General features: G+C 42.6%; 19 protein-coding genes. 6 read left to right on the forward strand and 13 right to left on the reverse strand.

What is annotated here, in order from left to right; genetic code table 11:
* Positions 1-34 precede the first annotated feature (34 nt).
* A complete protein-coding gene (locus IGI73_RS08510) occupies positions 35-970 on the reverse strand; it encodes a YitT family protein (protein ID WP_005230189.1) in 936 nt (311 codons plus the stop codon).
* Between the two features lie 153 nt (positions 971-1,123).
* Between IGI73_RS08510 and IGI73_RS08515 the strand changes: the two genes are divergently transcribed.
* Positions 1,124-1,615: a YajQ family cyclic di-GMP-binding protein gene (locus tag IGI73_RS08515; RefSeq protein WP_005230187.1), complete on the forward strand. Its 492-nt coding sequence runs from the start codon at positions 1,124-1,126 to the stop codon at positions 1,613-1,615.
* Positions 1,616-1,706: 91 nt separating this feature from the next.
* Here the strand turns inward: IGI73_RS08515 and IGI73_RS08520 are convergent, their stop codons facing one another.
* The 3 genes from IGI73_RS08520 to IGI73_RS08530 all read right to left on the reverse strand — a co-directional run bounded on the left by IGI73_RS08520 (position 1,707) and on the right by IGI73_RS08530 (position 5,693).
* Positions 1,707-4,205, reverse strand: a complete 2,499-nt coding sequence (locus IGI73_RS08520) for an ATP-dependent DNA helicase (RefSeq protein WP_428207249.1) — start codon at positions 4,203-4,205, stop codon at positions 1,707-1,709.
* A gap of 257 nt (positions 4,206-4,462) precedes the next feature.
* Positions 4,463-4,999 (reverse strand): hypothetical protein, encoded by a 537-nt coding sequence (locus tag IGI73_RS08525; RefSeq protein WP_016611127.1) that lies wholly within the window; start codon positions 4,997-4,999, stop codon positions 4,463-4,465.
* A gap of 280 nt (positions 5,000-5,279) precedes the next feature.
* Positions 5,280-5,693: a GNAT family N-acetyltransferase gene (locus IGI73_RS08530; RefSeq protein ID WP_428207248.1), complete on the reverse strand. Its 414-nt coding sequence runs from the start codon at positions 5,691-5,693 to the stop codon at positions 5,280-5,282.
* Positions 5,694-5,791: 98 nt separating this feature from the next.
* On the opposite strand from IGI73_RS08530, the gene IGI73_RS08535 reads away from it, so the two are divergent.
* From IGI73_RS08535 to IGI73_RS08545, 3 genes are all read left to right on the forward strand, one after another.
* The gene (locus IGI73_RS08535) at positions 5,792-6,412 is read left to right on the forward strand and encodes an MBL fold metallo-hydrolase (protein ID WP_010749650.1); all 621 of its coding nucleotides are present in this window, start codon (positions 5,792-5,794) and stop codon (positions 6,410-6,412) included.
* A 33-nt stretch (positions 6,413-6,445) separates the two neighbouring features.
* Entirely contained in the window at positions 6,446-7,150 is a 705-nt protein-coding gene (locus IGI73_RS08540) for a histidine phosphatase family protein (RefSeq protein WP_005230175.1), read from the forward strand.
* 148 nt (positions 7,151-7,298) lie between these two features.
* Positions 7,299-8,132, forward strand: a complete 834-nt coding sequence (locus IGI73_RS08545; protein WP_015509843.1) for an undecaprenyl-diphosphate phosphatase — start codon at positions 7,299-7,301, stop codon at positions 8,130-8,132.
* Between the two features lie 75 nt (positions 8,133-8,207).
* On the opposite strand, the gene IGI73_RS08550 is transcribed toward IGI73_RS08545, so the two are convergent.
* Entirely contained in the window at positions 8,208-8,831 is a 624-nt protein-coding gene (locus IGI73_RS08550; protein ID WP_005230171.1) for a DUF47 domain-containing protein, read from the reverse strand.
* A gap of 12 nt (positions 8,832-8,843) precedes the next feature.
* Entirely contained in the window at positions 8,844-9,899 is a 1,056-nt protein-coding gene (locus IGI73_RS08555; protein ID WP_005230169.1) for an inorganic phosphate transporter, read from the reverse strand.
* A gap of 236 nt (positions 9,900-10,135) precedes the next feature.
* Between IGI73_RS08555 and rpsT the strand changes: the two genes are divergently transcribed.
* Positions 10,136-10,390, forward strand: a complete 255-nt coding sequence (gene rpsT, locus IGI73_RS08560; protein ID WP_005230162.1) for a 30S ribosomal protein S20 — start codon at positions 10,136-10,138, stop codon at positions 10,388-10,390.
* A gap of 52 nt (positions 10,391-10,442) precedes the next feature.
* On the opposite strand, the gene holA is transcribed toward rpsT, so the two are convergent.
* From holA to IGI73_RS08590, 6 genes are all read right to left on the reverse strand, one after another.
* The gene (gene holA / locus IGI73_RS08565) at positions 10,443-11,462 is read right to left on the reverse strand and encodes a DNA polymerase III subunit delta (RefSeq protein WP_034869424.1); all 1,020 of its coding nucleotides are present in this window, start codon (positions 11,460-11,462) and stop codon (positions 10,443-10,445) included.
* Between the two features lie 31 nt (positions 11,463-11,493).
* Positions 11,494-13,737, reverse strand: coding sequence for a DNA internalization-related competence protein ComEC/Rec2 (locus IGI73_RS08570; RefSeq protein ID WP_438759183.1), 2,244 nt, complete (start codon positions 13,735-13,737; stop codon positions 11,494-11,496).
* On the reverse strand, positions 13,709-14,206 hold the full coding sequence (locus IGI73_RS08575) for a ComE operon protein 2 (protein WP_005230159.1): 498 nt from the start codon (positions 14,204-14,206) through the stop codon (positions 13,709-13,711). The genes IGI73_RS08570 and IGI73_RS08575 overlap by 29 nt, the downstream gene beginning before the upstream one ends.
* A gap of 93 nt (positions 14,207-14,299) precedes the next feature.
* Positions 14,300-14,941 (reverse strand): helix-hairpin-helix domain-containing protein, encoded by a 642-nt coding sequence (locus IGI73_RS08580; RefSeq protein WP_015509847.1) that lies wholly within the window; start codon positions 14,939-14,941, stop codon positions 14,300-14,302.
* A gap of 87 nt (positions 14,942-15,028) precedes the next feature.
* Positions 15,029-17,623 carry a family 78 glycoside hydrolase catalytic domain gene (locus IGI73_RS08585; protein ID WP_438759184.1) on the reverse strand — a complete coding sequence of 865 codons (2,595 nt, stop codon included), beginning with the start codon at positions 17,621-17,623 and terminating at the stop codon, positions 15,029-15,031.
* A 19-nt stretch (positions 17,624-17,642) separates the two neighbouring features.
* Complete coding sequence (locus IGI73_RS08590; RefSeq protein ID WP_428207245.1) at positions 17,643-18,932, reverse strand: PTS sugar transporter subunit IIC; 1,290 nt, start codon at positions 18,930-18,932, stop codon at positions 17,643-17,645.
* Positions 18,933-19,099: 167 nt separating this feature from the next.
* On the opposite strand from IGI73_RS08590, the gene IGI73_RS08595 reads away from it, so the two are divergent.
* Positions 19,100-20,125 (forward strand): AraC family transcriptional regulator, encoded by a 1,026-nt coding sequence (locus tag IGI73_RS08595; RefSeq protein WP_395997892.1) that lies wholly within the window; start codon positions 19,100-19,102, stop codon positions 20,123-20,125.
* Between the two features lie 118 nt (positions 20,126-20,243).
* On the opposite strand, the gene IGI73_RS08600 is transcribed toward IGI73_RS08595, so the two are convergent.
* Positions 20,244-21,284: a CAP domain-containing protein gene (locus IGI73_RS08600; RefSeq protein ID WP_074932587.1), complete on the reverse strand. Its 1,041-nt coding sequence runs from the start codon at positions 21,282-21,284 to the stop codon at positions 20,244-20,246.
* Positions 21,285-21,425 lie beyond the last annotated feature (141 nt).

Genomic DNA, 21,425 nt, shown 5'->3' on the forward strand with positions numbered 1-21,425 from the left:
TCTTTTGCAAGATTTGTAAATGGACGATCCTTGATTATGGCCGGCTTTTCTTGTGTATTTTCAGTTCTGGGAAGACCCCTGTCGTTTTAAAGGTCCGTTGTTCATCATCTGTCGCAAAACGGCCTGTAATCGATTGGGTCGGCACAAAATTAATAAACGCATTGCCGTCAGCTTCTAAAACGGCTTGTTCTAAATCGTAGATCTCGTAGCGCGTCACGACCATCATGATCATATTGCCAGGTACGCCTGAATACCCTCCGACTGAGGGGAACAAAGTCATGCCGCGAAACACATGCTTAGAAATATTTTTCCCAACAGCTTCCGCATTGGTCGTAATAATCATTGCCGTTACCTTTTGATGACTTGTGTGCAGCATGTCCACAACGTAGCTCATCGCGAAAATCGAAATGATCGTGTACAAGGCACTTTCCCAAGAAAAGACGAAACCTGAGACCATGACAATGATGCCGTTTAAAATAAACATATATTTACCGACTGTTTTTCCAGTCGTTTTTGATAATATCAACGAAAGGATATCCATTCCGCCGGTGGTAAAACCCATTTTCAGTGAAAACGCAACGCCGACGCCCAACAGTACGCCACCTAGCAAAGCGTTAACCAAAATATTGTCAGTGATCGCTCCTTGCGGAAGGATCATCGTTAAGACGGAAACGACAACGACATTGATAAAGCTCAATAGTGTCGATGATTTCCCGAGTTTGATGAACCCGAGAACAAAGATAGGCAAGTTTAAGAGGAAAATAAACAGCCCTGTACTAAGGTGAACGCCAAAATGTTCCAAGGCAAGTGCCACGATCAATTGGGCGACCCCGTTCATCCCAGCAGAAAGAACGTTTGCGGGAATCAAAAAGAAATTTAAAGCAATGGCTGCAGTAATACCTGACAGCAAAATAACCCCTATTTTTTTCAATCGTTCTGATTGTTCGTGCTTCGTTAATAACTTACTCACAATGATCTAGCTCCTTCACTAAAAATCTCCTTCCAAAGAATAGCAGTTTGTGTGAAAAAATGAAACAATTATTTGCAAAAATTTACTTTTCATTCCCGCATCGTTCGCCTCCATGTTAAAATCATAGGTAAGAGATGAGAGGAGTGATTGATTTTGGCAAAAGAAGCAAGTTTTGATGTCGTATCTGAGATCAACACAGAAGAAGTGAAAAACGCCATTCAACAGGCGGAAAAAGAATTGAAAAACCGATTTGATTTTAAAGGCTCCACAGTAGAAATCAAGATGACTGAGGGCAAACTGACGATCGTTGGAGATGACGAATTTAAGTTGGAGCAAATCAAAGATGTGCTCTTTGCGAAGCTGATCAAACGGAATGTACCAACGAAAAATATTCAATTTGGCGAAACGGAGCATGCCTTGGGGGCAAAAGCTCGTCAAACGGCAGAATTGATCAATGGCATCGATAAAGAAAACGCCAAAAAAATAACGACAGCGATCAAAAACGCCAAGCTAAAAGTTAAAACCCAAATTCAAGACAATCAAATTCGGGTAACAGGCAAAAGTCGTGACGATCTGCAAGAGGTGATCCAATTGTTGCGTAAACTGCCCCTGACGATCGATTTACAATTTACAAATTATCGCTAATCAAAAAAACTAGAACAGAGTCTAACGTGATGGTTAGGCAAAATCAGCTTTATCTACTGATTTTGCGCAACCGCTCTTGAAAGCTCTGCTTCTAGTTTTTTTCTTGCCAAAAATGAGTCAATGCCTTTGATAACTCTTGCGGCCGACGAATCTGCAAGGCATGCTGCCAATGCAGTGGGAAAAGTTCTTGGTAACGCGGTGTCCGAAAGCGCTGATCCAGCAATAACACCACGCCACGATCGCTGACATCCCGAATCACTCGACCGGCTGCTTGCAGGACTTTATTCATCCCTGGCAGCTGATAGGCATACGCAAAGCCAGCTGCCTTTTTCTCATCGTAATATTCCCGAATCAATTCTTGCTCGTGATTGATTTGCGGCAGTCCGACTCCTACCACTGCTGCACCGATCAAGCGATCGCCTTTTAGGTCGATCCCTTCAGAAAAAATTCCTCCAAGGACACAAAATGCCACCAATATTTTTGGTTGACTCTTTGGTTCGTCTTGACTTTTATCCAGCAAGGATGATTGTTGCGAGTCAAAAGATTGAAACTGCGCAAGAAACGCCTCGCGCTCTGCTTCGTTCATAGCAGTCCCCTGAATCAAGACCTCCACCTCTGGCGCCTGTTGAGAAAATGCTGCCGCCACCTCATCCAAGTAACGATAAGATGGGAAAAAGACCATATAGTTTCCCGCTTTCGCTGCCGTCATTTGCTGGATCGCATCAACGATCGCAGGAATGCTGGCTTCACGTTGGCGATACGTCGTTTGAATATAGTCCGCAATAAAAATCCCCTGATTTTTCGGATCAAAAGGACTTGGCAAGCGATAGCGCAAAGCTTCATCGCCGCCACCTAATACTTCTTGATAATACGACAAAGGGGTAAAGCTCGCAGAAAACAACAGGCTGGCCTTGCCCTTATCTAACACGGATTCCAAAAACGGCGCTGGTTCGATGCAAAATTGCCGTAGTTTGATATCATAGCGGTCGATCTCCACCGTCGTTTCGTAGTGATCATCATAAAATTCACTAATCTTCAAATAATGGTTGGCTTCAAAATACACTTGCAGCACTTCTTCTTGCAATTCATGCTCAGGATTTGCCGGCAACCATTCCTTCATCAATTCAGCTAATTTGTATAGCTGATTGACCATTGTTTCATGGGGAGCTGCTTGATGGTGGTATGACCATCCTTCCTCTTTTGCTAATTGGGCTAAAGCCGCAAATTCTTTATCAACTCTGTTTAGTGCGCGTTTTAATTTCTGTTGATCCTTCGGCAGCTTCTTCTTTAATTCCTTAAATGGCTGTCGGGAGATCGTTGCAGAATACATTTCTTTCGAACGATTAACTAAGTTATGGGCTTCATCCACTAAAAAGAAATACTCTTCGTCTGGCTCTTCAAAAAATCTCCGTAAATAAACGGTTGGATCAAACAAATAATTATAATCACCAATAATGACATCGCAAAAGACACTGACATCCAGTGAAAGCTCAAAGGGACAAACCGTATGCTTCATTCCATAAGTCTCGATTACTTCTCGGGTTATTTGGTTTTCGTGATGCAACAGATCCCACAAAGCTTCGTTGATTCGATTGTAATAACCTTGTGCATAAGGACAATGCTCTGGCGTACAATTTCGTTCATCCAGAAAGCAAATTTTATCTTTGGCAGTGATCGTGACACTCTTGGTTTCACTACCGTTGTCTGCTAACTTGCTCAACGCATCTTCAGCCACTTGTCTGGTGATCGTCTTCGCCGTCAGATAAAAGACCCGATCTGCCCCTTCTTCCCCGAGAACTTTTAATGCGGGAAACAGCGTTGACATGGTTTTTCCAGTTCCCGTTGGCGCTTCCGCAAAAAGTCGCTTGCCATTTTTTAGTGTTTTATACGCCGCTGCTGCTAACTCTCGCTGCCCTTTGCGAAAGGTTTCAAAGGGAAAAGACAGCAGCTGCAAAGACGTATTGCGGACACGGCGCCAATTCTCTTGAAAAACTAACCATTTATGATATTCCTGAAGTAATTCTTCATAAAAAACAGCTAATTCTGAGAACTGAAATGTTCTTCTCGTACGGGTGGTCAGCTTTTCAGTGGTTTGATAATAAGTCAATTGTACGGCGATCCGATCGATGGGTCTCCTCGGATCATTTTCTCCATCAGCAGTAGCTTCTGCTTCTGCTTCTGGTTTCTCTTGTTTTTCACTGTCATTAAGCGCTGCTTGTTCATTTTCTTGTAGTAAAAACAAATAAGCATAAACCATTCCCTGGGCAAAAAACAAATCGATTTGATCTTCAGGGATATCTTCGAAAGCTGGTTCTGAAGTTTTGATCTCATCGATCACCCAAGAATTAACAGCTGCATCAAAAAAGAGACCATCGGCACGTCCTTCGACAGTGATCGAATCTTTCTCAATTTGGCTTTCTCGTTTGAAAAAGACTTCTTTTTGATACGCATCCCCAGCCTCTTTTTGTAGTTGGCGATGGATACGGGCGCCTTCTTGTGCGGTATGATTACTGACTTTGCGGCTATCAATATCGCCTCTGCGCAAAATAAATTCTACGATTTTTCTAACCGCAACTTTTCCTTTATACACGTGTTCACCTTCTCGTTTGCCATTATAGCGGATAGATCACTTTTGGAAAAGCGAACAGAAACAGCTTTTCATCCTCTGCGGAGAGTATCCTATCCAAACAGGTTTGATCTCTAAAAAAATCACTTGCGGCAAAATGCCTTCTCATCAGGTAATCAACACCATTTCCACTTCCAGAAAATGGGTTTGACGAAAGGTCACCAAAAAAACCTACTCTACTCACCTAAGCAAGTAAAGCAGGAATATTTTTTTAAGAAAATTTATTGATCGACCTGAATGTCATAGCTAACGCCATTTTGATCATAGGCCTTCTGATTATTGGGATCTAAGGTGAACTCAAAGGTTCGCCCATCTGCCATGATCGTCAAACGTTTTCCTTCGACGATGTATGAGGCATCTTGATAGGTGATCTCATAAATTTGATAAGGATCGTTGGACAACTGTACCTCTGAATGGGAAAAATGGCGCTGAAAATCACTTTCGATTTGTCCTTTATACAAGGCAACATCACTAGAGCTGGCTGAACTATCTTCTAAGTCTGCCATCGGCAAATACTGCTTAACGATCGTCAACTCATTCTCATGGAAATCATAAACCCCTTGGCTTTGCGGAAAGATGACACTCTCATCTTGGATCAACATCAAATCAAGGTCGCCATTTTCAACCGCTTTTGAGGCGGAAGTAACGGTTTCAGAAACTTCTTTCGAATCATCGATGGATAGCTCTTCCTCACCACAGCTCGCTAAAAGAAGCACAGCAAAGCATACAGTGAAAAAGAATTGGAGCGATTTTTTCATAAAAAACACCTTCTTACAAAAAGTTGATGTATACCAATCAAAACGAACACAAGGTCCTGAACACTTACTTTCCCCGAACTTAGTCACGACGAAGGTTTCTGCTGCAGGAAAAAATTAGACCAGTTTCAAACGAAACACGCGCTTTCTTATTTTAATTAGTATAACAGCAGTTTTTTGCTAATGCGGTTTCTTAGAAAAATTTTCGAATTCCCACAATAATTCTGAGCTTTTCTCTCATCAAACTATTGGTTAGCCTTATCACCTGCCTGCCATAGGGTGGTCACAGCATCTTCACGAAATAAAGCCTATCCGTGCCAAGTACAGGCGTGTCAGAAAGCACAGCAAATTGTTCGAAGCCGACTGCTTGATAGAACTGTGGCGCTTGGTAGTCTTGGGTGGTAACTGTCACGGAACGACACCCCGCTTTTTTACCGTGATCGAAAAGTGCTGCCATCAATTGTTTCCCCACCCCTTGATTCTGATGGTTTGGATCAACTGCAAACAATCGAATATGAATCGTATTACCTGTCCGTTTCCCAATCAACCCACCAAGTTGATCGTGATTGTCAAAAAATGCAAATGAAAGCTGCTCTTGATCGGAAAAGGCACTCACTGCCTCTGTTTTTTTCGTTGAATGATTGAGCCATTGACAGATCGCCTGACGATTGTCTTCTGTGTTCATCGTTTCTATCATTAATTTTTCACTCCTAAAAACCTTTCTTTGTTTCCTCTTATACTTTAAGCTATACTTATAGTCAGACACAAGTATTTGTGATCCTAGGAGGTTTTAGCATGAAAATCATTGGTTTAGTGACAGGACCCGTTCAAGAAAATTGTTACCTTATTTGGAAAGAAGATTATTTGTTGATTATTGATCCTGGAGCAGAAGCAGCGAGATTGATCGCTGAGATCGAAAAAACAGGCGCAAAACCAGCAGCGATTTTATTGACCCACACTCATTATGACCATATCGGCGCAGTTGACCATTTGCGGGATTATTATCAGATCCCCGTTTACGTTAGTCCACTTGAGCAAGAATGGCTAAGTGATCCTATGAAAAACCTTTCTGGTCGTCATCCTGAATTAGGAACCATCACCGCACGTCCAGCAGAATTCGAGCTTGAATTGAAAGAGTACGAGATAGCTGGCATGTCCTTTAAGGTTGTTGCAACCCCAGGTCATTCCATCGGCAGCGTCAGTTTTATTTTTGACAAGTTTGTCGTTTCTGGAGACGCCTTATTTAAAGGCAGCATCGGTCGGACCGATCTACCAACTGGCAACCTTGAGCAACTGCTGACCAGCATCCAAACGCAACTTTTTGTTTTACCGAATCAGATGGCCGTTTATCCTGGCCACGGGGAACCAACAACGATCGAGATTGAGAAACGGACCAATCCGTTTTTTAACGCATAAACGAATGACGAACCAAAGGAGGAATTACTACTTATGGCAAAAACGGAATTGTATGTCGTGCGTCACGGGAAAACCATGTTCAACACATTGCAGCGTGTGCAAGGCTGGTGCGACACCCCATTGACTCGTACTGGTGAACAAGGCATCCATTATTTAGGACTCGGGTTACGAGATGTGGATTTTGTGGAAGCAGTATCCAGTGACAGCGGCCGCGCGATCGAAACGATGCGTCTGATACTGGGTGAACATGTCAGAGGACCAGAGATCCCTTATCATATCGACAAACGGATTCGTGAATGGTGCTTTGGCTCACTTGAAGGTGCCTATGATGCAGAAATGTGGGGCGTTCTGCCACGGATTCTTGACTTTCCTGATTACGATGATATGATTGCCAATCATGTCTCGTTTGAGGCGATCGCCAATGCGATCTATCACGCAGATACAGCCAATTGGGCGGAAACCTTTGATGTGTTGACCGAACGTGTCAAAACAGGGTTTGAAGATATCGCCTACCGCGTTGAGAAAAAAGGCGGCGGCAATGCGCTAGTTGTGTCTCACGGCTTAACGATCGCTTTTCTTTTGCATCTGATCAATGATGAGAACAATGTTCGCATGGATATTGAAAATGGCTCGGTCACTCGACTGATCTACGAAGATGGCAGCTTTACGATTGCTGAAGTGGGCAATACCGATTACATCAAAAAAGGCTTAGCACTCTCTCAAGAACTTTTATCCTAAGAGAAACCTTTGGCAGTTGATCAATTTCTTTAAGAAAGGAGCAGTTTTTGTTTTAAAAACTGCCCCCTTTTTTTAGGAAAAAGATTGGTATTCGAATCAGGAAACGGTATACTAAGAGTTGTATTTTGTCATAGAAAGGACTGAACCAATGTTTTTTACAAATTTCATAAAAGCGATTTTATTTGGGATCATTGAAGGGATCACGGAATGGCTGCCAATCAGCAGCACGGGTCACTTGATTCTAGCCAACGAATTTATCGGATTGAATGTAACTCCCGAGTTTATGACGATGTTCAATGTTGTCATACAACTGGGTGCGATTTTAGCAGTCGTCTACTTATATTTCCATAAACTAAACCCTTTTTCACCGCAGAAAAATGAGTTAGAGAAAAAAGATACATGGACGTTATGGTTTAAAGTCGTCGTGGCGGTCTTGCCATCGGTTATTATCGGATTACCGTTAGATGATTGGTTAGATGCGCACTTCTACAACTTTTTCTCCGTTTCGATCGTCTTGATCGTTTATGGGATCGGCTTTATCGTGGTAGAAAAACGCAACAAAAATAAAGCACCAAAATGTACCGATTTGAACAAGTTCACCTACAAAGCGGCATTGATCGTAGGAATGTTCCAAGTATTGGCATTGATCCCAGGAACTTCTCGTTCTGGTGCTACTATCTTAGGTGCTATCATGATCGGCGCTTCTCGTTATGTTGCTGCTGAATTTTCATTTTTCTTAGGTATTCCCACCATGTTTGGTGCCAGTGCCTTGAAAATCTTCAAGTTTTTGAAAGATGGCAATGCCTTTGATTTCCAAGGAACCGTCATCTTATTGACAGGAACCATCGTGTCATTCATCGTTTCGATCATCGCGATCCGTTTCTTGATGAACTACATCAAACGGAATGATTTTACCGTATTTGGATGGTATCGCATCGTTTTAGGAATCATTTTGATCGGCTATTGGCTGATCCAATTATAAGCAAAAAGAGCAACTCTTGGGCAGGTAACTGCCGCAATAGTTGCTCTTTTTTTCGTTTGAATGCTCTCTAGTTCCTCACGTGTTTTTGATCACCATACCATCGATGATATCAACCGCACTTTCGGTGTCGTTGATAATCGATTCAAAGCGATCATAAATATCTTTCCATTTAATGATTTCCAGCACTTCTTTTTCATCCGTAAACAACGCTTTTTTCATTTTTGAATACAAAAGATCTGCTTCTGATTCAATCGTATTTACATCGTTGATCATTTGACGCAATGTTTTTGAATTTTTGAACTTCGGAAACTCTTTTAATGCTGTTTCGACCCCCTGTGTCGCTTGAACGATCATTTCAGCAAATAAGTTCGTCTCAGGGCGAATCTTCGTAATGACCAAATTCTCAAATAAATAAGTCAGTCCCATAATGCCATCCAAAATATCATCTAAACGCTCAGAGATGACCAGGATGTCTTCGCGATCGATCGGTGTGATAAATGAGTCGTACAACTCATTCGTTAACTCAGCGATCACCTGATCGCCTTCCTTTTCTAATCCATGAATCTCAGCTGCCGCTTCACTTAACGCTGTTTCAGAGTAATCATTGATCAACAGCGAAAAACGTTTCGCAGCTAGATGGCCATTTGTTGCCAACTGCTCCATTGCCGCAAAATAATCAAATCCTTTTTTTCGTGCCATTACTTTCTCTCCTCACAAAATTAGCAATAAAATTTTCACCATTAGAAACGCAATCAACCCGCAACCAGGGAACGTTAAAATCCAAGCATAGATCATTTCTTTAACGATGCGCCAATCAACGCTAGAAAAACGTCGAGAAGCCCCTACCCCCATGATGGCAGTCGTTTTTGTATGGGTCGTTGAAACTGGGATACCAAATACGGAAGACAAGAACAAACAGATCGCAGCGGTAACATCTGCAGAAAAGCCCTGGTATTTTTCCAGTTTTACCATATCCATCCCTACTGATTTGATGATTTTCATCCCACCGACAGAAGTACCGATCCCCATGGTCAAGGAACAAAGAACCATCACCCAGAGTGGGATCGAAAAGCCATTGCCGGTCTTTTCAGCAAGATTGTTATAAAAAAGCCCTAACATGAAGACACCCATAAATTTTTGGCCATCTTGTGCACCATGTAAGAACGCATTGGCACCAGCCGCAATGGCTTGACCAACTGTAAAAATTTTGTTGGCTTTTCGCCGTTGGGTATCGCGAAAGAGCCATACGATCAGTTTCGTGATCAGAAAGCCGCCAATGAAGCCCATCAACGTAGAAACAACAAGACCGATCAAAACTTTCAGCCACTCCTCGCCATTGACTGCATGTAACCCACCAAGGGCCATGGCTGCACCAGTCAGTCCTGCGATCAACGCGTGAGATTCACTAGTTGGGATCCCAAAATACCAAGCTGCGACCGTCCAAACAACAATTGAAAACAAGGCAGCGGCTAATGCGATCTGTGAGACCCGAAAACTCCCGCCTGAATCAAAAGTCACAATGTTGCTGATGGTTTCTGCAACTTGCGCATTAAAATACGTCATCACTAGCACACCTAAGAAATTCATGACGACTGCCATGCCAATGGCGATATTCGGGCGTAAGACTCTCGTGGAGACAGCGGTTGCAATAGCATTCGGCGCATCCGTCCAGCCGTTGACGAAAATCACCCCTAATGACAACACAATCGTTAGAAACAAAGCGATATTCACATAGATTCCCCCATTTAAAAATTCCGAAGTAATCATAGCATAGAAAGCTGTTTCTGTGTAAACTTTTTATAACTATTCAGTAAAAAATGTGCAAAGAAGCATTTTTAAAATCCATAAAGCAAAAAATAGCACGGCCAAAAAACAAATTTTTGTGTTAAGTAAAATTTCTTTACAACTTTTATTGCAATCACTCTTGGCATTAGGTATAATGACTAGTGTTGATTTATACGTTTTCTAAACGTAATTGAACTTTTTTTTCGGAGGTGAAATACATGCCAAACATTGAATCTGCAATCAAACGTGTTCGCACAAGCGAAGCGGCTAATGCTAAGAATTCATCTCAAGTAAGCACAATGCGTACAGCAATCAAAAAATTTGATCAAGCTGTTGAAGCTGGTGCTGATAACGTAGATGCGTTATATAAAGATGCTGTTAAAGCAATCGATATGGCTGAGACTAAAGGATTGATCCACAAGAACAAAGCTAGTCGCGACAAATCTCGTTTAAGTAAAAAAATTGCAAAATAAGCAAATTAAGAAAGGCGCAGCAATCGATGATTGCTGCGCCTTTCTTTTTGACTTACTGTTTGCCATGTTTTAAAACAAATAGCTGGAACAAATATTCTTTGTCCATCTGACCACTTTTTACTAAGTAATCATTTTCGATCAATTCACTATATAGTGCCGCTAATTGCTTTTCTCCAAACCCCCGAGCTTGCTGCATCGCTAACTTCACTCGGTACGGATGAATCCCCAACGTTTCTGCGATATTGGCTTGCTGGTAGCCAATTTTCATCAAAATCGCCGCCTGTAACAGCAGACGGACTTGGCTGATCAAGATAGCATTGATCTTGATCGTCTCTTCCCCTTGCAATAATAGATCGTCATACAAGCGCAACGCATCCGATACGTTCCCCTTTAAGACATCGCTGGTTAATTCAAAGACATTGTGTTCCAACGTCTTAGGGATCAACTGTAAGACGATCTCTTTCGTAATTTTATTGCCATTTCCTGCATACAGCCGTAGTTTCTGTAACTCCTGCATCGCTTTTGATAGGTGCAGATCCGTTAACCGTAAAAACAAATCAAACGCCTCTCGGCTCATTTCGATGCCATCATTGGCCAACGACTGTTGGAGATACTGACGCACGTCGGCTTCTTTCATAGGTGCGACATCAATCACAACTGCGGCTTTCTTCAACTGCTTAGTAATTTTTTTCCGTTCATCTAATTTATCGACATCTGCAAAAATCACCATTACCGATGATTCCAATGGGTCTTTGATATAATTCAAAAAATCATCTAGGTCATGCTCAGGTGCATTGCTCTTTTTTTCAGCCGTTAAGAAAAATGGCCGCTCAACGAACAGTAATCGCTGATCGCCAAAAAAAGGCAACGATTGGGCTTCTTGGATCACCATATCAAGGGGATCTTTCTCCATGTCAAAGGAAGCAAAATTCAGATCATCTTTCCCAACGGAAAAACGCTCCAAAAAGGCCGTGCGAACTTGCTCTTGTAAAAACATTTCACTGCCGATGACCAGATAAATCGATTGCAACTCCTTGGTTCGAATTGCTTGCAACGCTTTTTGTAATTCCATCGTTCCCCCCGCTTTCATTCTTATCCTACCATTAGTCAATCGGATAGTCTAGCAGCGTTTTTATCAAAAATGATTGTTGTTTTTCAGACCAAATAAATTGGATCATGCCCTGCTGATCGGTTCGCAAAACGGTCTGATTTGCCAACGTTTCAAGCACCTCTTCATGAGGATGCCCGTACCGATTGTTCCGTCCACTTGAAACGATCCCGAATTGGGGATCGATTGCCGCAACAAACTCAGGTGCCGACGAGGTTCGACTGCCATGATGCCCTAGTTTCAAAACATCAACTTTTAAATTCGGATAATCATGAATCAACTTTTTTTCCCCTGCTTGTTCGAGATCGCCAGTAAACAAAAATGTTTTATCCCCTACCTTGGTTTTAATCACCATCGAATCTTCGTTTTGTCCTGCACCTGATTCTGGTGCCAATACTTGCAACTGAAGGAAATCACCCACCACTTGGCCAACCGTCGTCCAAACAACGCTTGTCTGCTTAGGCAGTTCGTTTAAAAGCTTGGCGATGCGGTGATCTTGTTCACTTCCTGGTACAAGATATAACGTTTCAACAGGGATCGCCTTCATCAATGCTAGCGCATCTCCCATATGGTCCGTGTCCCCGTGAGTTAGAAACAAACCAGTAATCTTCCTGACTCCCTCCCCTTTCAAAAAAGGAATCAATGTAGATTCAGCGGCAGCTTGTCGTTTGCGCTCTTGCCAGTTTTCATTCGGAAAAGACAGAGAACCTCCAGTATCGATCACATAAACTTCGCGATTTTTTTCTGCCTGTAAAACGATACTATCGCCTTGACCAACGTCGACATAACTAATGGTGGGTAAAACGCGATTCTGTTGAAAGACGCTTGGTACAACAAGCGAAAAACAGATCACCAGCAGCCACCGTTTCTTTTGGTAACAGAGCAGGCCAAGCAAACAACAACTAGCTGCCAATCCTGCAGGAAGGGCACCCACCGTTATCGATACGTCTCCTACAGCGCCCACGACAACTTCCATAAGTGATAAAAGCCCTTCAAAAAGGGCAATCGGCCCACTGATGGTTGGGAAAAGCGTCCCAGCAATGAACATTAAGAAACAGGCTGGCAGCAAAACCAATTGAAAAAACGGTAAAAAGACAAACGTCAAAAAGCCCCCAAATAATGGAAATTCATAAAAGAGCGAGACAATGACAGGGGCAGCCAGCACCGTGAGGAACTGACTGCGCCAAAACCACCTCAATTTGATCGGTCGCTGCATCACTATCAGGAAGGCCATCAAAAGACTTAGTTGCCCCGATGTTTGAAGCAATACTTTGGGATCAACGAATAAAAGAGCCGTTAAGACGATCCCATAATGATCACTTGCCGATAGCCGTTGTTGATAAAGAGTGGTCACTTGAGTAACCGACAATGCCAAGACAGCACGCCAGACACTAATGCCGCCGCCACAAATCCCAATTACGACCAAGAAAAAGACCCCCATTGGCAACAGCATTTCTTTTTGCGTAAACCCCAATCGGCAGAAGCATCCGCGAAACCACTTGAAAAATAAGACGACATGCATTCCTGAGATCGTAAAGAAATGCAATAAGCCACTAGCACGATACATTTGACGTACTTCTTGAAAGTCATGGTCTTTAAAACCAAAGAGCAACGCATTGATATAGGCTGCTGAGCGTTCAGGAAAGATTCGTTGCACAGAAGAAATAACCTCTGCTCGAACTTTTGCAAGCGAAAAGCCTGAGTCTGCTGCTTCCATTCCTACCATTTGCTCGATATGGACTGTGCCAGTAATTGATCGACTGGCTAGATAGGCAGAATAGTCAAACCCGTGGCGGTTTCGTGGTTTTTCAGGAAGAGAAAAAAATCCTTTCACCAGCAGCTTTCTTCCCCAATCGGATCGATCCTGCCATTGCTGTTTTTCAGTCTCTGAAGAAATCGTGTAACGGCCAATCACTTTACCTGCGGAAGATTTTGCTTCAAACGTAAGCAGATCGCCATTGATTTTGATCGTGTCTGGCAACACATTGACTACCCCTTGATACTCACCTTCTTGTATGTTTCCAGTCCGAGAAAGACAGACGCGGACACTTAACAGCAACAGTCCGACAAAACAAATCATGCACAAAAATGCTTGTCGTTTTAAGACAAGCATCCCGAAATAATAAAGTACAATGAGTCCCAGTAAGATGGACTGCACATAGTAAGCAGTCACCGAACAAGCGAAGATAATACTAAGAAATAAAAATGAATCAGTTCTCTTTTGTTGGTTGTGCATCATTCAGCACACCAAATGAAAGTTTTTCAAAATACACCGGATCAAGTTCAACTTGGTGGACGGAAGCACCTACTTGTTGAATCAATTCCATTGCATACTGATTGTTACGATAGTCATTCAAATAATGGATCGTTTTGACCCCTGCTTGCAAAATTGCTTTCGTACAGGGAAGGCAAGGAAAATGCGTTACATAGATTTCCGCATTGTCTGTTGACACCCCTAATTTTGCACATTGCAATAAGGCATTCATTTCTGCATGAATCGTCCGAATACAATGGTCATCGACAACATAACAGCCATCGTCGATGCAGTGTACATCGCCACTGACTGACCCATTGTAGCCTCCAGCGATGATTCGGCGATCTTTGACTAATGTAGCGCCGACTTCAAGTCGGGAACACGTACTGCGTAAAGAAAGTAAAACAGCTTGCGCCATAAAATACTGGTCCCAAGGGATTCTCGTATTGCTCATTCATTTGCTCCTTTGCGATTGATTAGTTCTATTCTAATCGAATTTCTTGAATTTTCAACCGTCATTTCTTAGTATTTCTTACTTTTATTTGGTTCAGTCCGTCACTGTAATCATCTCTTTCAAGGACTCAAAGGTCTTCTCTCCGATGCCTGTGATCTTTTTTAGGTCATCAATCTGTTTAAAAAAGCCATATTCTTCGCGGTAAGCGATGATTGCTTCTGCTTTTTTGGCACCCACACCTGGCAGTTCTTGCAGTTGCTGCGCATTGGCTTGATTCAGATTGATTTGTGTCACTGCTGTCTGGCTGCCACCTACTCCTGAAGCATTCATCTCCGTAAACGCTTGATCCTCTTTATGCGGGACGATCACCATCTGTTGATCTTGCAGCACCTGTGCTAAGTTTATGGCTGTTTCTAACGCCTCTTCTGTCAGACCACCTGCTTGTTCGATCAATTCATACATCCGCGCACCTGATTTTAAACGATAAATGCCCGGTTGGTGCACTTCTCCTTTGACATCGATAACGATCTCATACTCTTCATCGTGAAGACCATCTTCTTGAAGGGTTCCACCTTCCCCCATTTCAGACGATTGACCTGCTGCATCTGCCATTGATTGCCAGTTTGTTTCTTTGTTTTGCGAGAACGGTACAAACCAGATGATCAGCAAAACCATCAAAACAGCACCACCAACTGCAAATCGCCAATAGTCTTTGAGCAGCTTCCATTGATCCATTTTCACCACCTCATAGATGAAATACGCAAAAAGTAATCAAGGACAGAAAAAAAGTCAACACTTTCCACGTGTCGACTTTTTCACCAGCTAAGAAGTAATCGTATAGTGACAGGTAACTTTCTTTTGACTCCCCTCATCCTCTATTTTCTCGCTGACTATTCTAAAACCTTTCATCTGACTGATTTCATAGCCACATGTTCGTGGCAACTCCACCGTTAAGCGAACGGTACGATCAGTCTTTTCCCAGCTTAAAGTTACTAATCCAAACGTACTTTGTAAGGAGCCTTTGACATGGGCTACAGGTACATCGAAGGCTGGTTGTATCAGTATCCCAGCGCTTGTCATCTGAATGCCTAATAAATGACGGACAAACCAATACCCATAAGAAGCAAACATGGCATGATTCAACGAACTTTCGTAAGTGGCTGAATGTTGCGGCGTTGGAAAATGTTCCATCAAAGTGCCGTTTCCACTTGCCAGCATTGCTGCATAACTAGGCGCAGATTTCCTCGTTAACCAATCAAAAATAATATCATTATAGCCAGCTTCAGCCAGCAACTGATAACTCCATGCCATCCCGAAGATGCCGAAAGAGAAAATCCCCTCTTGCTGCTTGATCCGTTGTACTAATTTTGGCAAGATTTGTTTTTTTTCACTGAGTCCTGTTTTCATTGCAAAGATCATGCTAGACAAGGTGCCCTCACCGTATTGCTCATTTCCTTTAGAAAACTGCTCTTTGATTTGCTGTGTCGTGTACTGGATCGCTGCTGTCACTCGCTGACAATAGTCCTCGTTACCAATGATCCTCAAGTCGATCAATTCTTGGTAACGCTGTAGTAAAAGCAGATACATGCAGGCAGAGCAAAAGGACTGATCTGGCGAAGTAATGACCCCGTTTTGCTGAGTTTCATCAATTGCTCCCCAATCACCGAGGCAGCACTGGGCAATATAATCAAAATCAAAAGCGAGTAAATAGTTGAGATGCCGTTCCAACTGTGGACGCAGCTTGGCAACCGCTGCTTGTTTCCCATAGGTCTTCACCAATGCCAAAGCAAGCTCTGGAACTACCAATTGCCACCCTAACGCACCACCACCATTTGATGGACCATTTGTCATGATTCCTACAAATGGCGCAGTTGCAGTCATTGCACCATCCGGTCGTTGGTCGTTGGCAAAATCCCACAACACTTTTTCCAACAACGGCGCAATCGCCAGATCTGCCATCTGTGTTGGCAATAAAGCGACGATGTCTCCGCCATATCCGAACCGCTCACGGGTGCAGTCCTCAAAATACGAGTGGATGTTGTTCAACCGCGTGGCTTGGCCAACCGCCCATAACTGATTCAAGAAGGGATCGGAGGTTTCAAGGGTTACCAACGATTTCACATCCGTATGCAGGCGATAGGCTTTGATTGCGCCCACAATCGCTTGAAGGTTGTTAGCAGGTTTCGTCTCGATCAACGCATAGCGAAAGGAATGATACGTGTAGCGATTTTCAAAAACGAACGTCCTCGCTGCCGTTTTCTCAATGATGTCTCGTTGAACGATGGGATCATCTGGCTGCTTCCCTTCATAGGGATCGTATATGCCATAAGTTCCACTGATCGTAGACGTATAATCTGGGTTGCCTTGCTCATCTAATGTTTCTGCATAGCTGATTCTGATCTGACCAATGAAATCTTTCTCAAGTGTACAAGCAAATTGACCGCTGATGATTTGACCGAAGTCAATGAGCAGTCCCGCTGCAGTTTCGGTCATTTTTTGGGGAACGATCGATTGTGTGCGCTTGATTTTAGGAATAAAGCTTGGCTTAAAACGTCCGGCGGGACCAGCAATTTGTACCGTTTTTCCTTCTGGTCGAGGATCAGGTACATCGGTAACGATTTCTCCTATATAAAGATTGTTTTGCAAATAAGGCCCAAAACTACTTTGCCACTGATTGTCTGAGTAAATGTAGCGATTTTCTCCTCCGTCATTTAACTGAAGCTCCCCCCAGAAACAAGGTTTACCAATCGCTAGTTGTTTGCGGATGTTATACCGACCTAAAATCTCAATCGGAGCAGGGTTGTACCAGCCATTCGCAAGTTCAACTTCGATCCGATTGTCTCCCTCCTGTAAAAAATCAGTTAACTCATAAGTATCATAGTAGACGACTCGATCATAGTTCGTTACATCACTGTTTAAATAAACATCTGATACCGTTTTTCCATTAACAGACAAGCGATAAAAACCAAGCCCGCAGCAATCGATCACTGCATAGGAAGGACACTTTTCCAGTGTGAAGGAGCGGGACAAGCAGCTATTTTTCTCTTCTGAAAAATAAAACCGTTCTTTTTTAATTGGATCATCTAAGCGAGTGATCCACTTGCCCATGGTTTCTTTAGGTTGCTCACGCTTTTCTATCGTGAAAAACACACTGCTGTAAATGGTGACATCGTTGCCTGCTCCTGCTGTCAATTTGACTTGATATTTTTTTCGCTGTGGATGCTGTGGTAAGTGGACCGCCATTTTATTCTCAGAAGCGGCTATGTTGGAAACGTCATACACTGCTTGCTGCTGTTCATTGAAAAGTTGCAATCGATAGCCTTGGTGATTGGTCATTGACCATTCAATAAGGATCGGATCATTTAAATCCACTGTTAATGGCTTTGTCTTCCCGTTGATGGTTATCGTTTCTTTCATACGCTGCTCCTTTCGTGGGTTATTGTGCTTCTTCAATACAGATCTGCTTATCAGCAACTTTGATAAATGGCAACCAAATCATCGTTGCGATCACGATCAAGACGATTTGTAACAATGCGCCCATGACACTACCTGTGACAAAATAACCGCTAATGATCGGCGGAGTGGTCCACGGAATTTGCGCAAGTCCTGTTGGGATCGGGACTAGCCCGAAATAAAAGGCAAAGTAAGCGACGATCGTTGTGACGGCATTCGCAAAAACAAAGGGAATGAGAAAACTGAAATTCAACATTAACGGTATCCCGAACAACGCTGGTTCACCAATATTGAAAATATAAGGAACACTAGCAATTTTTCCAACCTCTTTGTACTGTTTGCTTTTTGCTACGATCAAAATAGCAATGATCGCACCGACGACCCCAATCGAGGCAAAATGATTCCGAAAGCTCATACTGATAATATTCGTTGGAATCTCTCCCGCCACTGATGCCACACGATTTTGATCTTCAAGGACTTGATGGATTGGGTCCATCACTGCTTGAATGATCGAAGTTCCATGAAGGCCAAAAAACCACAAGAATTGCTCGAAAATTTTCACAACGACCATTCCAACTAGGGAGCCACCTAACATAGTTAATGGAATCCCAAGGGTCCCATTGATCAGCGTCATGGCATCACTATTAAATAAGGCTTCGATGATGAGTCGGATGACCCAAATCGTCGTGATGACAAGAAAAGATGGAATCACCGATTCGAATGGTCCAGAAACAGCTGGTGGTACCGCTGCTGGCATTTTGATTTTGATTCCTTTGCCCTCAATTTTTTTATAAAGAACTGTACTAAAAATACCGACAATAATCGCTAAAAACATCGATTGCGCGCTAACGCGGGTGATATCTAAAAAAGTTCCTGCTTCCATTGCATCCAACGGTGTTAATAGTAAAAAGGAAACAAAAGCAGTTAAGACACATTGCAAAACATTTGTTTCAAGTTTTTCTGCCAGTGATTTTGCGAGGGAAATGACAACTAGCAAACCACCGATTGCGAGTGTGGCATTGTTGACATAGAGCAATTTCTCTTGCCAGACACTAGCATCTTCTGTTCGCAACACCATAGTAATAAAATCGGTCACTTGTTGGATCGGAAAAAAAGCAATAATTAAAAAGATCGACGCAATAAAGGTGAATGGCATGTAAGCTAACATTGCATCCCTAACTGAAGTAATATAAATATTCCCATTGACTTTACTTGCAAATGGACCAAGGGTACTTTGGATCTTATCCCTTAATGATGGTTTGTCGTGGTTCATGGTGATTCCCCATTTCTTTCGAATTTGCTGGTACTATTGACTATTATTATCATCCGGATTATGATAATTGATAACGCTACCATACAAGTATTATATACTATCTCTACCTGTCTTCAATGACGATACTCTACTATTTCATTGACTATTTTTTACCTAAGGAGAAAGCGATGGATAAACAAAACATTCTGCAGCAGTTACAACAATTGACGACTACTGAAGAAATAGCCCTTAAAAAGACGCAAACCCTTCCATACAATTATGAGGATTTCAAGAAAGTCTACACTGAGAAAAATGAGCCAATTTACCAATATACCTTCGAAAAACACCTTTCTCGTCTCATACGAAAACGACCGCAGGATAGCGGATTTCTTAAGACAAGCCAGCTATTGATTTTAAAACATGCACGCTTTTCATCTACGCCACTCCATCAGCATGATTTTATCGAAATGAATTATGTTTTTTCTGGAACAGTCACGATCATGATCAATGAGAAAAAAGTGGTCCTAAAGGCAGGTGACTTTTGCTTACTAGATACTGGGGTGATCCACCAAATTATCGAAACAAATCAAGACGACATTGTTATTAACTTTTTGATCAGTAAAGAGTACTTTTCCACGCAGATGCTCAGTCGGTTAGCATCCAATAGCATGATCGCCGATTTTGCCATCAATGCGTTATCTGAAAGTCAAAAGCACAATCAATACTTAGTGTTTGAAACGAGTAACAACGACTATTTGATTGATGCGATTTTCGGGGTCTTGGCCCAGTTCTTCAATCCCTCCTTCGGTTCTCATGAGGTCATCCATTCCTATATGATCATTATTTTTTCCGAACTCGTTCGTAACTTCCAGGAAAAACAACGGATCGAGTCGCAAAAAAGTGACCAACTGTACCTCGGAGAAGTGTTGGACTATCTGGAGAAACATTTCGCTACTTGCACACTAGCTTCGGTTGCGGAGGCATTTGGATACAACCCGAGCTATTTGAGTCGCCGTATCAGTCAGCAGCTTGGTCGATCCTTTGTGACGATCCTTCAAGAATTAAAACTCAATCAAGCCAGTTTATTGTTGAGAAATTCTTCCCTACCTGTAGAACAAATCGCACACCAAGTCGGCTATAAAAATGTCTCATTCTTCTATAAGCTATTTCAAAAGAAGTATCAGTGCTCTCCTCATGCCTACCGTCAAAACTAAATAATACTGCTGCACACCATTTTATCGACAAAAAAACACTGCTCACTTGATGCTGCTAACGCAGCAATCTCAAATGAGCAGTGTTTTTTAACTAATCAGTTTCACGCAATTCAGGAATTTACGACGCCGATCCTCGGTGATACAACGTTGTATAATATGGCTGTTCGCTGGTATCGATCGCAATACCGATCCCGAGAAATTGATACTCATCATTTAGAATCGTTGCCCGATGTCCCTCTGAATTCATTAAACCTTGATGGGCGTAAATACTGCTGGCTTGGCCAAATGCCAAATTTTCCCCTGCAGCAGTGAAGCTGATCCCGTCTTCTTGCATCCGATCAAATGGAGTCGATCCATCTAACCCGATATGGTCAAAGTATCGATGTTCTGCCATATCTTGGCTATGCTTCACGGCAGTCTCACTGGTTGCTTCGCTGAAATCAAGAGGTGACAAACCAAATTTCACTCGGGTGGCATTCGTTAATTCAAATAACTGTGTTCGTAAACCGCTTAAAATGGCGGCTTGATTTTGGCGAAAATCATTCGCATGGCGTGTTTCTAGGGAGCGATTGATGATTTGGATCGCAGTCACTGTATCTTCGGCATGAACATCATAGAAAAAAGTAATCAATTGATCGTCTTGCAAGAATAGATCATAGTCGGCATCCGAATCGATGCGATACCGTCGTGATCCTCGTTGTAGACTTTCTTGACGCGTCCCCATCTGATTACGAACGCTTGCTTTTGAAGATCCGATACCTAGCGTGTCATCGATAAGAATCGTATCTTGATTCGTATAGATCCCTTGCGCAATATCATGTTCATCGTACATCACCATCATGAAGTTACGAAAATCATCGTGATAGGAAGTCCAGTTCAGTCCATACCGATTCGCTGATTCATTGATCGCTTCCCCAAAGGTTTCTTCGATCACTTGTCGTGATTCATTATATAAATATGTCTGGGCAGGCGTTTCTGCCGCTGGCCTTGCTGAAGTGTCTTGTGAAAGAGAAAATTGGGACGAGAGAGATTGAGTGATCTCGTTGAGTCGGGCATCACGAAATGCCAAGCGCCCGTCTTGCCATGTGATCATCTGGCTTGCAAAATAAAGAAGCCCGATGAGAAAAATGCTTTTGATCAAGAATTTTATTTTTTTCATATGACACCTCCCTCAATGAATCTTTATGTGTTAGCTTTAGCGCGATCGTTTATCCATTCATTCATCCCTAGATTGGATCGCTGATGCACCCTTCCTGTCTTTTCTAAAGACTATCATTCCTGTGGGAAGTTGACCAGCTGC

The sequence above is a fragment of the Enterococcus sp. DIV0755f genome, from assembly GCF_051713725.1.
Taxonomy (GTDB): domain Bacteria; phylum Bacillota; class Bacilli; order Lactobacillales; family Enterococcaceae; genus Enterococcus_D; species Enterococcus_D casseliflavus.